Raw genomic sequence first — 11,301 nt, 5'->3', positions numbered from 1 at the left:
GGGCGCCCGCGGGCTTGCGGCCCGAGGCCACCCCCGAGGCCTGACGGCACGCGCGGTTTCAGGGCACTCGCAGCACCACCTTGCCCACCGTCGCGCGCGACTCCAGTCGCTGGTGGGCTTGCGCGGCTTCCTCCAGCCCCACCACCAACCCCAGCTTCACGCGCAGCTGCCCTCCCGCCAGCGCGCTTCCCAGCGCCTCGCGCGCTCGCCGCTGCAGCGCCGCCGGGTGCGGTGTGCGCAGCCAGTACGCGCTGACTTTCAGCGACTTCGCGTACAGCGTCTCCACCTCCACCGCCGCCGGGGGCCCGCTCGCGCTCCCGTACGCCACCAGGTGCCCGAAGGCCGCCAGCGACTCCAGGCTGCTTGCCCACGTGCTGGCACCCACGGAGTCCAGCACCACCTCCACTCCAGCTCCTTGCGTGACGGTGCGCACCCACTCAGCGACTGAGGCGGTCCCTCCGTAGACAAAAACATCATCGGCTCCGGACTCGCGCGCGAGCTTTGCCTTCTCCTCGCTCGAGACCGTTCCGAGCACTGTCGCACCTGCTTGTTTCGCGAGCTGGATGGCCAGGAGTCCAACTCCTCCCGCCGCCGCGTGAATCAACACTCGCTGGCCCTGCTGAAGCTGCGCCGACGTGTGTATCAGGTGCCAGGCCGTGAGCCCCTGGACCAGCAGCCCGGCGGCCTCCTCGAACGAAACGTGCTCAGGAAGCTCGAGCAGTTCCTCTTCGGCGGTCGTCGCGAACTCCGCGTAGCTGCGCGGCGCGAGGGCCACCACCCGGCGACCGACCCACTTCGCATCGACCCCTGGCCCCACCCCGTCCACGATGCCGGCGGCTTCGCTTCCAAGGATTCTGGGCAACGGCGAGGTCGCGTCATACAGGCCGCGACGCCGCTCCGTGTCCGCGAAGTTCACCCCCGCGGCCTTCACCCGGATGCGGACCTCGCCCGGACCTGGAGTCGGCTCCGGTACTTCGTCCAGGCGTAGCACTTCCGGCCCCCCTACCTCGTGATAGCGAATGGCTTTCATGCGAAGCCTCTAACGGCGCGCCTTGTTTCATGCCGCTGCTCTCACCGCCGGCTCGAACTCGCCGCTCCCAAGTCCCTCCTCGAGCGAGACGAGGCTCGTGCTTCGTCTCCCCGGGCCCGTCTCGGGCAGCGGAGACGAGGCTCGTGCTTCCTCTCCCCAGGCTCGCCTCGGGCGGCAAGACGAGGCTCGTGTTTCCCCCTCCCCATGCTCGCCTCGGGCAGCGAGACGAGGCTCGTGCTCGCCTCGGGCGGCAAGACGAGGCTCGTGCTTCCCCCTCCCCAGTCCCTCATTGCGCGAAACGAGCCCGTGCTTCCTGCGAGGACCGGCTCAGGTCCGTTGAGGCTGTCGGTGTTCCGCTGTCGTTGGTGCACGCGGCGGAAAAAGAGACGGAACAGAGGAGGGAACGCCTCGTGTGGCTGGCCTCGCCCCACGTGGCTTGCTTGAGTGGTGGCCCCCTTCACGCAGAGGAGCCTCCCGCATGAAGCTGCTTCGTCCCTCGCTCGGTGTTCTGCTCGCGGCCGGATTCTTCGTCACGCCCATGAGCTCGGAAGCCGCCACGGTTCGCCTTGGGCTCGGAGCCGACTATTGGATTGATCAGAGCGCGGCCTTCAGCTTCCTGCTCGGCGTGGAAGGCCGAATCACCGGACCAATCTCCGTCGGAGCCCGCTTCGGCGCGGCACTCATCACGGATGGCAATGACGTGGGCATCCCCCTGGACCTCGTCATTCGCGCCAACATCACCAGCGCCAAGGTCTACGTAGAGGGGCTCGTGGGCCCTTGGATCGTCATGGGCCGAGGAGACGCGCTCCGAGCCCATGCGGCCTTCGGCTTCGGCCTCCAGGGCAAGGCGGCCAGCATCGGCGTCGAGGTGGGCTACCTGGAACCCGACCCCGTCATCGGTCTGCGCCTGGGCTACAAGTTCTGACCCCTCAGTAGTGGGGCGGACGCTCGTGCTGCCGGGCATCCACCAGCCCGGGCTCCGCCTCCAGCTTCTTCTTCAGCATGTCCAGCTCCACTCGCAGCGCTTCGATGACTCGCTGCTGCTGATAGAGCACGTCGCTCAGTTCCTGCAGCGTCTCCTGCTGCTGCATGTAGCGAATCTCCAGCTCGGCGATGCGCTTCTCGTCCATGGGGCCTACCCTTACCCCGGAGAAGCCCTCGTCGTCCCCCCTCGTCCCACGCTCCCGTCTCGCCATGAACGTCCAGGAACACCTGCAGAGGGCTCGCGAGCTCCTCGCTCGAGGACAACCCGAGCTGGCCGAGTCCGCGCTCAGCGATGCCATCGATGCCTCCGTCGCCGCGGACGACCTCATCCTGCTGACACAGGCCCGCTTCGCGCTCGGAGAGTTCCTCTTCCAGCAACAGCGCGACGACGAGGCGCTCGCCTACCTCCAGGCCGTTGTGCGCACCGAACGCGTCGATGGCGCCGTGGACCCGGAGGTCAAGGCCTCCGCCCGGATGCTTCGCCAGATTCGAGGAATCGAGCCTCGGTGAACACGGCCGGAGTCTCGGCTCAGGGAATGCTGCACGACTGTCGAATCAGCTCCATCCGCCCCGAGAAGCGTCGCTCCAGGTCCATTCGCGTCAGTCGCGCGTCCTCAATGAGCCTCGCCTGGAGCTGAAGCGCACAGAGTGCCGCGAGTGACTTGGGGCTTCCCAGGTCCAGTCGGTCCGCTTGCCTCAACGCGTCCTGCGCGGCATCCAGCTCCCCCACGCGGAACAACGCCAGCCCCAGCTCGAACTGCGCGAGCGAGAGCCGGGGGTCTTCCTGCGTCGCCTTTCGGAACACCGCCACCGCCTCCGCGTCCTTCCCGTCCGCGCTCAGCACCAGCCCTTGCTCCACCAGCAACCGCGCCCGGGGCACCTTCCCTTGAAGCGCCGCGAGCACGGACAGGGCCTCTGAAGGCTGCTCGGCCGCGCGCAGCAGTCGCACATACCGCAAGCCGATGAGCGGATCCGCGGGCGCCTTTCCAAACGCGGCCTTCATCGCCTCGCTGGCTCCCACCACGTCTCCACTCTTCTCCTTCAGCTCCGCTCGAAGGATGTCCGGTCGCGCGTCACCAGGTGCCACCTGGACCGCTCGCTCCAGTGAGGCGCGCACACAGCGCTCCATCCGCTCCATGTCGCAGATGCGCGCGAGGAGCAGCTGTGTCTCCACGGCCGCCGGCTCCCGCCGCTCCGCCTCCTGGGCCAGCTCACGGGCCTCGGCGGGCGCGCCTTCGAGCAGCAACTCCGCGGCCTCCCGCAGCTCGGCGGCGGTCGCCTTCGGATGCGCTCGCAGCGGAAGCAGCAGCTTCACCCGCGCCTCCACGCCCTGCGTCACCCGGGCGATGGCCAGCTCCTGCTCGGGCATGTTCCTCGGCAACAGGAGCGGGATGAGGTGAAGCAGCACCGCCACTCCACACACAATCACCATGCCGCGCAGGCCTCGTCGGCGCCCCGGGTGGGTGACAGCCGCGTCGGCGCGCGATGAAGGCGCGTCCAGCGGCTCCTGTTGCCCTGCTTCCGTCCTTCGCACTTCCCGTCTCCCCGAGCAGGCGTCGCCGCTCACACCGCGCGAAGTCGGGTCCGCAGCCCTCGGGGCAGCTCCACCCCGCAGCTCCAGCACAACTCGAAGTTGCCGGGGTTCTCCTCCCGACAGCCCGGGCACTCCACCGTGCGCGACGCTTCCTCTTCGTCCTTCTTCAGCTCCGCCACCACTTCCCGCGCCTGCTCCACGTCGCCGGGCAGGAGCCAGAGCTCCACCCACGTCTCCCCGCTCGGAATCTCCCCGCTCAGCGGAACGAGGGCTTCGCCGCGCACCTCCACGGACATTCCCTCGGCTTCCAGCGTTCCCGCCAGCAACCGCGCCTCTCCCACCGTGCGGTGCACGGAGAACTGCACACGCGTCATGTCTCTCTCTTCACAGAACGCAAGGCGCTCGGCAACCACACCCTCCCTCCTGCTCGTGCCTTCACTCACCGCTGCCCGCTCGTCTGCTTATTGTTCATGCTTTGTCACATGTCACCTGGACCACGCGCCCCTCCTTCTCCCGTGTTTGCCTTTCACCGCGAGTCCAGGTGAAGATCCGCGCCGACGGGCTGTCGCCTCGAGAGTCTCCCTGCGCTCCTGTCATCCGGTGTGTGAAGCCTTTGTCCAGGAAGCGAGACGCCGTCCGATGCGTGCGCACGCTCTCCATTTCAGATTGGCCGCCCTCGCGCGCGCCGTGTGGGCTCGGCACGGGGTGGCCGTGCTCTGCGCGGGTTCCGCCTGGGCGTTGCCGTGGGTGCTGGGGCCTCTTCCTGCGTCCCTGGGTGTCCTCTGCTCCATCGCAGCGGTCCTCGTCGCGGCGCTCGTCGGTGGCGCGGGCCCCGCCTGGCTGGCGACGCTGTTGGGCTCGTTCGCCGTGGCCTCCAGCGCCTCCCTGAGCCCTGTCGCCACCGTCGCCTTGGAGATCGCCCTGTTCCTCGCTGTGGGGGCACTCGTTGGCCTCCTGGCGGGCCGGCGCTCCACGGGAGCTGGCGCTATCGACCTTTCCTCGCTTGAACGCGCGCCCGCTCCGTCGCACGAGGTGCTGGAGGCTCGCCTGCTGCGGAGCCTTGGCGACGCGGTCCTGGCCACGGATGCGAATGGCATCGTGCGCTACCTCAATCCCGCCGCCGCGCAGCTGCTCCAGTGTCCAGAAGAAGAAGCTGTCGGAGCCCCCCTGACGAAGGTGCTGCGCTCCCGACCTGAATCCGGCTCGTTCCCCATACGCCACCCGACGACGCCCGCGTCGTGGTCCCAGTGGCCGCGCGCCTTGAAGCGACGTGATGGCGGAGAACTCCCCATCGAGGAGTGCATCGCACCGCTCAAGGGGCGCGACGGTGAGGACCTCGGCGCGGTGTGGATGTTCCGCGATGCGACCTCGCGTCGGCAGCTCGAACTCGAACGCTCGCAGTTGCTCGCGCGCGAGCATGCCGCGTTGGGCGAAGCCCAGGCTCAACGCGAGCGCATGGAGTCGCTCTTCCTCCAGGCCCCCACCGCCATCGCCGTCTTCCATGGCCCCGACCATGTCTGCGCGCTGCTGAATCCCCAGGCTCGCGCCCTGCTGGATGTCGATGGCGCCGCCATCGGCAAGCCGCTGCGTGACGTCCAGCCCTCGCTGGACCCGGGCATGCTGCGCCTCCTCGATGAGGTCTATCGCGAAGGGAGGCCCTTCTCCGGTCGCGAAGTGCCCCTGGCGTCCGCCTCGCCCTACGTCACCCCCTCGCTCTCCCGACAGCAGCGGTTCCATGACTTCACCTGGCAACCGTGGCGCGATGCTCGCGGCGTCATTCAGGGCGTCATGGCCGTGGCCGTGGAAGTCACGGGGCTGGTGGTGGCTCGGCGCGCGGCGGAGGACCTGGCTCGGGACCTGCGCGAAGCCGTCCAGGCCCGTGACGAGTTCCTCTCCATCGCCAGTCACGAGCTGCGCACACCCATCACCTCCGTCCAGCTCCAGCTCCAGTTCCTCCTTCGCGCGGCACCCGCCGTGGATGCCGAGGGCACCGTCTCGCTCGTGCACCGTCGGGTCGACGCCACGCTGCGCTCCGTGGCTCAACTGCATCAGCTCGTCGCGACGTTGCTCGATGTGTCCCGCATCCGCGCGGGACGGCTCGACCTGCATCGCGAGCCGGTGGACCTGGCCTCGCTCACGCAGGACCTGGTCTCCCGCGTCCAGGAGGATGCGGCGGGCGCGCGGTGCTCGGTGCGACTCGTCGTGGCCGAGCCCCTGGTCGGCTCCTGGGACCGGGTGCGCGTGGAGCAGGTCATCACCAACCTGCTCTCCAATGCCTTCAAGTACGGCGCGCAACGGCCCGTGGAAGTCCACGTCACCCGGGAAGGAGACTTCGCGCGGCTGAGCGTGAAGGACCAGGGCATCGGCATCGCGCTCGAGGACCAGTCGCGCATCTTCCACCGCTTCGAGCGCGCCGTGTCCCAACGCCACTACAGCGGCTTCGGCCTGGGCCTCTGGATTGTCCGGCAGATTGTCGAGGCCCTCCACGGCGACATTCGCGTGGAGAGCCGACCCAACGCCGGCTCGACCTTCATCGTCCGGCTGCCCCTGGAGAGCGCCGTCACCGTCGACGCCTCCGCGTGAGAAGTGGCGGTGCTCGGGCCTCGGCTACTCTTCCTGACGAAGCTGGTGCGGTAGCACCGCGTGCGCGTGTCGCGGCGCCCTGGCGTGCAGCTCCCGCGTCAGCAGCGCATCCAGCTCCCCGAGCAGGGCGTCGTAGTGCGGCCCCGCTCCGTGCGCGGGCAGTCGCTCCGTGGCCAGGCGGACCCGGGGTGACTCTTCGTCCTCGAAGGCGAGCGTCACCGCGAGGCCATCCGGCCCTCCCGCTTGGGGAACGAGCACCGCGGGCGCCGGCTGCCGAGTCGCCTCCTCCAGAAGAGGTGCCAGGCTTCGCGCCTCGTGCGGAGTGAGGTCTCGCTCCGATATCACCTCTCCCTGCTCCAGGACCCACAGGTGCTTGAGTCCTTCCACCCTCAGTGCCTGGGCCGCCGTGTTCGTCCGGCCGCTGCGCTCATAGGTCATCGTTCTCACGCCCATCACCTCCGTGGGAGGGAGGTAGGCACTCAGGCGCGCATCGCCATCCCCGCACGTACGAACGGAGGCCCGCAACGCCGGGGACCCACCGCGCGGACGTACGCTTCATGACAGCGTGGCGAGCCCGCCGTTCGAGTGTCCCTTCGCGAGCCCCTCTCTACGGTGCGGCCCTCTCGAGCAACTGTCTGCTCGGGACTCCGGAGGACTCGTCCATGGGCAACAAGGGAAGTGGCAAGACGCCGAGCGCGAATGACCAGCGCTCCGATACGAAGAATCCCAACAACCCGTCGCAGAAGTCCGCGCAGGACAACCGCTCCAACCAGATGAACCCGAACCACGGGGGCAGCAAAAGCCCCCCGTCCACGACTCCGGGCGGCACGCCTGGCGGCAATGGACGCCCCGACCCGTCGAAGAACAATCACTGATTGCATCAGTCGTCCCATCTCCGGCCGGACCAGCGAACCGGAGATGGAACGACGGGGGCCACTGTGTCCCGGTGGCCTTGCTTCAGCGTGCCTTGGGCGAGCACTCGCCCTCGCCACGGAAGTGGCCCGCGGTGCGAACCAGGGCCGTGACGAAGTCGCGCAGGTTGCGCACGTTGCCCGCGCCACCCGTGCCGTACTGCTCCGCCGGCAGCTCCGTGAGGTCCACCGTCGCCAGCTCTTCCAGCGTCACCACACCGTCCGGACCCGCGATGCCCAGCCTGTCCGCCGCCGCCATCGCGTCGAAGCGCATCTTCGCGTCCGGCGACTGGAGGTCATCGAAGAAGAGGTGGTCGCCGTGGATGGTGAGCTGCACCGTCTCCTCGCCATCCTTGGGCACCGTCACGCCCGCGCCCAGCTCCGGGCTCTCGCAGCGCTCGTAGAGCGTGTTCGTCTTGAATCCCCAGTCGAACTGCTTCGTCACGCCGCCCTTCGTCGCGGTGCCCACCACGAGCAGGCTGAGCCCCTCCGTCTTCATCCGCTCCACGTCCTGCGCGTCCGCGTTGCCGGCCACGGCGCTCGCCACCGGGGCAATCGCGTAGCTGATGTCGTCCCACTCGCGCGCGTCCAGGTCCTTGAAGGACTCCACCACCACCGGTCCCGGCTTGTGCACGTCGAACACGCGGGCCTGCGTCTGCTGCGCGGCCACGTCGTCCTGCGTCTTCACCTTCACCTCGCTCAGCACCACGACGAACTTCGAGAAGCGCACCGTCCAGCCGTCGACGAAGCCCGCCTCCTCGCCCACCGCGGCGGGAATCTCCTTCTCGATGTAGTCCTCGCCATAGGTGGTGAACGTCACGTTGCCCGTGCCATCGCTGCACGCGACGAGTCCCAGGCACGACAACCCCAGCATCCAGTTCTTCATTGCACGGCTCCTTCTTCCCACGTCACCACGTAGGCGGTTGTGTCTTCCACGCCCCGCAGCAGCGCGTTGCGCGCCTGACTGTCGGCGGGGAAGGTGTAGACGCCATCCGCGTCCGGGTCGGTCGCGGTGGCGAAGTCGATGCGGTCCATCCACTTCCTCAGGTCCACGGAGATGCGCACCCGGCCCATCTCCGTCCCGAGGGACTTCTCGAAGCGCACTCCGGCCACCGGCTTGGGCAGGTCCGCGTCCACATCGAAACGCACCTGGCCTCCATCCGGGTTCGTCGCCGTGCCGACCACTCGCACCGCGTGGCCCTTCAGGGCGCCCTGCGCGTCCGTGGGCGTCGCGAGCGTCAGCTCCAACGAGCCGTACTCGCCCGTCACCGCGCTCGCCGTGCCCATGACGCTGACACCCCCGAGCAGGTCCACCGTGTGCGTCTCCAGCAGTTCGCCCAGCGCGTCGCCCGGCACGTAGTGGCCCGGATGCGCGTGCGCCGTCCCGCCGATGAGCGAGTACCAGTCGAAGCGCGGCGTGGCGCGGCTCGACAGCAACACGCGGCCCTCGAAGAAGCGCACCGGACCCACGGAGACGTGCGCGGAGTCGAGGACGATTCGCCACCCTCGCTCGTTGGGCTCCTGTGACAGCGTCGCGGCCGTCACCTCCACGGGAAACGCGCGGCGCTCCGCCTCGCTGCCACAGCCGAACGACAGGGATGACGCGGCGGCCATGGCCACCGCGCTCTTCAGCATGCGTCCGCGATTCATAGATGGACCTCCAAGGTGAGCGAGGCCATCCGAGGCGACCCCGCGGTGAAATGTCTGGCCGGCACGAGGCTGGCCGGTGCGCTCGGGTTGAAGCGCGAGCTGTAGACGAACTCGCCATCCCTCCAGCGCGAGTCGAGGAGGTTCCTCACCTCCAGCCGCAGGCCCAGCTCTCCCCGGCGCAGCCCCATCTCCGCGTCCGCGAGGAACACCGCCTGGCTGCGCTCGTCGAAGGGCAGGGGACGCGGACCGAGGAACGTCAGGCCCGTGCCGATGGAGAACAGGGTGCCCTCTCCACCGAGCCACTCCACCGGGCGCTCCCAGCCGATATCCGCCCTGGCGACGAGCGGCGCGAAGTAGGGCAGCAGCGTGTCCGTCGCCGTCACGTAGGCGTGCGCCACGGTGCCACTGAGCGCCGCGACGATGCCGGGCAAAGGACGCGCCTGGAGCGACGCCGTCACTCCCGAGCGCAGCGTCTCGCCCGTGTACACGGTGGTGCCCACCGTGTGGTCGAAGAAGAAGTCGTTCTCCACCTGCGAGCCGAAGACGCTGAGCTGCGCGGCCCAGCGCTCGCCGTCCTTCCTCGCTCCCACTTCCGCGCCGTGCACGGAGACGAAGGGGGCCCGCTCACCTTCGGACAGGCTGCGCGCCTGCGGAGAACGGAAGCCGTCGCCATAGCTGGCGAACAACCTCCACGCATCCGCGCCGTCGGACAGCGCGTACTCCACGCCCGCCTTCGCGCCCAGGTGCACTCCGAAGGCACTGCGTGAATAGCCCTGCCCGTCATAGAAACGCGGGTCCCGGAACGCGAGCGCGTCGAAGACCTCCACGCCCAGCGCGTCCGCGCGACCGCCCAGGCGCAGCGCCCAGCGACCGAGCGCCATTCTTCCCTCCGCCCAGCCCCAGACGTTCGTCTGCGTGAAGCGCGCGTCGATTTCGTCGGAGAAGAACGTGCCGTCCGACTCGCGATAGCGACGCTGCGATTGCTCCACGCCGTCTCGCCGCGCGCCCAGGCCCAGCTCCAATGTCACGGGGCGGCCGAACGCCGTCACGCTTCGACGGTGCTCCGCTCGTGCTCCGAGCACCGTGGCGTCGTTCGTCTGCTCCAGTCCGTCACCCCGGTCATCCACCCGGTAGCCGGTGAAGTTGTTGCGCAGGCGCAGGTCCGAGATGATTCCGAAGAGTTCCAGCTTCGTGCGGCCCTTGCCTGCTCGGGGCAGGTCCACGCCGAGCAGCAACTGGTGGCGGGACACCGTGCCTCCCTGGCGCGGCGTGGACGCGGAGAAGAAGTCGCTGTTGCCCGTGAGCAGGTCGTCCTCGCGCACCACTCCGGGCGAGTCGAAGCGCGTGACATAGCTGCCGCCGAGCGCTCGTACCGTGAGCCCGTCTCCGAGTCGCGCCGTCGCCTGCGCGAGCAGGGATGCCCGGCCGTAGCCTCGCTGTGTGCCGTAGCCCTTGCCCTCACCGAGCTCCACCGCGGCGAAGGTTCCCGGGTCGTCTCCGGGGCGCACCGTGGCCACGAGGCGACGCTGGCGGTACTGCCCCAACGTGCCCGCGAAGTGGACGCCCTGCTCCTTCACTCCCAGGTCCATCCGCACCGAGCCGGCGACCGCGAAGTCACCCTGTGACGCGCGATAGGAGCCCTCGGTGACTTCGATGGACTGGACGACCTCGGGGATGACGAAGTTGAGGTCCGCGTAGCCCAGCGCGTGGATGTGGCTCACCTCGTTGACTGGCAGGCCCGCGACATCCAGCTCCACGTCCTGTCCGTGCAGCGCATCGAAGCCGCGCAGGAAGAGCTGGTGGGCCTTGCCCTCGCCACTGTGTTGCGAGGCCACGAGCCCCGGGATGGCGCGCAGCAGGTCGACGGCGCTGCTGCGGGGTGCCGCGTCGAGGATGTCCCGGCCCAGGGTGACTTCCGACGCGCTTCGCGCGGTCCTGGTGCCTCGCACCACGGTGCCTGATGCTGGCTGTGATTCGGGTGTGCCCGCGGTGGCGCTGTCCTGGCTCGCGGGGGGAGTGCTGGCTTCGTCTTGCGATGCCGTGAGGGGGCTAGGGGCCGCCTCACGCTCATCCGCGGGGAAGGTTGGCGCGGAGGTGGCGTTGCCCGACGCCTCGGACTCCTGCTTGCCGTCGGCCGTACCCCCGTCTCGGGTGGCTTCGTGCTCACGCGTGGCTTCCGTGTTCGTCACACGGAGGGGCTCGACAGTGGACGGAGCCTCCGTGCGCACGGAGGACTCCTGCGCCATGGCGACGCAGGGCAGGCACAACGCCAGGAGTGGGGTCGACAATACGGCCAGGACACGCACGGACATGGAGACACCCACGGCTGGACGGCCACGCTCCGCGCCCTCGTGCACGCGGACCTCGCGTGACACCGCTGGCTCATCGTCGTGACAGCCCGCCGTCGTGGAGACGGGAAGCAATGTGCGAGAACACGTGAACCACCCCGTGCTCACCTCGCGCACGACGTGCACGAGAGCACCGGGCTCACGCTCGAAGGATTCGGGGGATGATTCGCCGACCCCGGACTACGGGCCTTGTGGCATCGCCGTCGGTCGCGGCGACGCTCCGGGCGCGACAGCTGGCCCACGCGCGACTTCGGTCACCCA

Annotated in this window: 12 protein-coding genes; 4 read left to right on the top strand and 8 right to left on the bottom strand. The window is 69.1% G+C overall.

All coding sequences use genetic code 11. The features are described 5' to 3' along the window. Positions 1-58: 58 nt before the first annotated feature. Positions 59-1,030 carry a quinone oxidoreductase gene (locus tag HR086_RS05250; RefSeq protein ID WP_174460475.1) on the bottom strand — a complete coding sequence of 324 codons (972 nt, stop codon included), beginning with the start codon at positions 1,028-1,030 and terminating at the stop codon, positions 59-61. A 478-nt stretch (positions 1,031-1,508) separates the two neighbouring features. On the opposite strand from HR086_RS05250, the gene HR086_RS05245 reads away from it, so the two are divergent. After that, positions 1,509-1,955: a hypothetical protein gene (locus HR086_RS05245; RefSeq protein WP_141642761.1), complete on the top strand. Its 447-nt coding sequence runs from the start codon at positions 1,509-1,511 to the stop codon at positions 1,953-1,955. A gap of 4 nt (positions 1,956-1,959) precedes the next feature. Here HR086_RS05245 and HR086_RS05240 read toward each other — a convergent pair whose 3' ends face one another. Continuing rightward, entirely contained in the window at positions 1,960-2,160 is a 201-nt protein-coding gene (locus HR086_RS05240) for a SlyX family protein (protein WP_174458140.1), read from the bottom strand. 64 nt (positions 2,161-2,224) lie between these two features. Here HR086_RS05240 and HR086_RS05235 point away from each other — a divergent pair, with 64 nt between their 5' ends. Beyond that, the gene (locus tag HR086_RS05235) at positions 2,225-2,524 is read left to right on the top strand and encodes a hypothetical protein (RefSeq protein ID WP_141642763.1); all 300 of its coding nucleotides are present in this window, start codon (positions 2,225-2,227) and stop codon (positions 2,522-2,524) included. A gap of 19 nt (positions 2,525-2,543) precedes the next feature. Here the strand turns inward: HR086_RS05235 and HR086_RS05230 are convergent, their stop codons facing one another. Together HR086_RS05230 and HR086_RS05225 are read right to left on the bottom strand one after the other, a co-directional pair. Then, entirely contained in the window at positions 2,544-3,548 is a 1,005-nt protein-coding gene (locus tag HR086_RS05230; protein ID WP_371823446.1) for a hypothetical protein, read from the bottom strand. Positions 3,549-3,577: 29 nt separating this feature from the next. Continuing rightward, positions 3,578-3,922, bottom strand: a complete 345-nt coding sequence (locus HR086_RS05225) for a DUF2007 domain-containing protein (RefSeq protein ID WP_141642764.1) — start codon at positions 3,920-3,922, stop codon at positions 3,578-3,580. Between the two features lie 337 nt (positions 3,923-4,259). On the opposite strand from HR086_RS05225, the gene HR086_RS05220 reads away from it, so the two are divergent. Further along, positions 4,260-6,131 carry an ATP-binding protein gene (locus HR086_RS05220; RefSeq protein ID WP_174465028.1) on the top strand — a complete coding sequence of 624 codons (1,872 nt, stop codon included), beginning with the start codon at positions 4,260-4,262 and terminating at the stop codon, positions 6,129-6,131. 24 nt (positions 6,132-6,155) lie between these two features. Here the strand turns inward: HR086_RS05220 and HR086_RS05215 are convergent, their stop codons facing one another. Continuing rightward, positions 6,156-6,578, bottom strand: coding sequence for a hypothetical protein (locus HR086_RS05215; RefSeq protein ID WP_141642766.1), 423 nt, complete (start codon positions 6,576-6,578; stop codon positions 6,156-6,158). Positions 6,579-6,793: 215 nt separating this feature from the next. On the opposite strand from HR086_RS05215, the gene HR086_RS05210 reads away from it, so the two are divergent. Then, complete coding sequence (locus HR086_RS05210; protein WP_174458143.1) at positions 6,794-7,006, top strand: hypothetical protein; 213 nt, start codon at positions 6,794-6,796, stop codon at positions 7,004-7,006. An 82-nt stretch (positions 7,007-7,088) separates the two neighbouring features. Here the strand turns inward: HR086_RS05210 and HR086_RS05205 are convergent, their stop codons facing one another. The 3 genes from HR086_RS05205 to HR086_RS05195 are packed head-to-tail and all read right to left on the bottom strand — an operon-like array spanning position 7,089 to position 11,004. Beyond that, the gene (locus HR086_RS05205) at positions 7,089-7,928 is read right to left on the bottom strand and encodes a hypothetical protein (protein WP_141642768.1); all 840 of its coding nucleotides are present in this window, start codon (positions 7,926-7,928) and stop codon (positions 7,089-7,091) included. Further along, positions 7,925-8,692, bottom strand: a complete 768-nt coding sequence (locus HR086_RS05200; protein ID WP_174458144.1) for a hypothetical protein — start codon at positions 8,690-8,692, stop codon at positions 7,925-7,927. Before HR086_RS05200 ends, HR086_RS05205 begins: the two co-directional genes overlap by 4 nt. Next, positions 8,689-11,004 carry a TonB-dependent receptor domain-containing protein gene (locus tag HR086_RS05195; RefSeq protein ID WP_217441688.1) on the bottom strand — a complete coding sequence of 772 codons (2,316 nt, stop codon included), beginning with the start codon at positions 11,002-11,004 and terminating at the stop codon, positions 8,689-8,691. The genes HR086_RS05200 and HR086_RS05195 overlap by 4 nt, the downstream gene beginning before the upstream one ends. Between the last annotated feature and the right edge of the window lie 297 nt (positions 11,005-11,301).

This window comes from Myxococcus sp. CA039A, assembly GCF_013336645.1.
GTDB classification, from domain to species: Bacteria; Myxococcota; Myxococcia; order Myxococcales; family Myxococcaceae; genus Myxococcus; species Myxococcus llanfairpwllgwyngyllgogerychwyrndrobwllllantysiliogogogochensis.
This window is presented reverse-complemented; position numbering and strand designations above follow the sequence as displayed.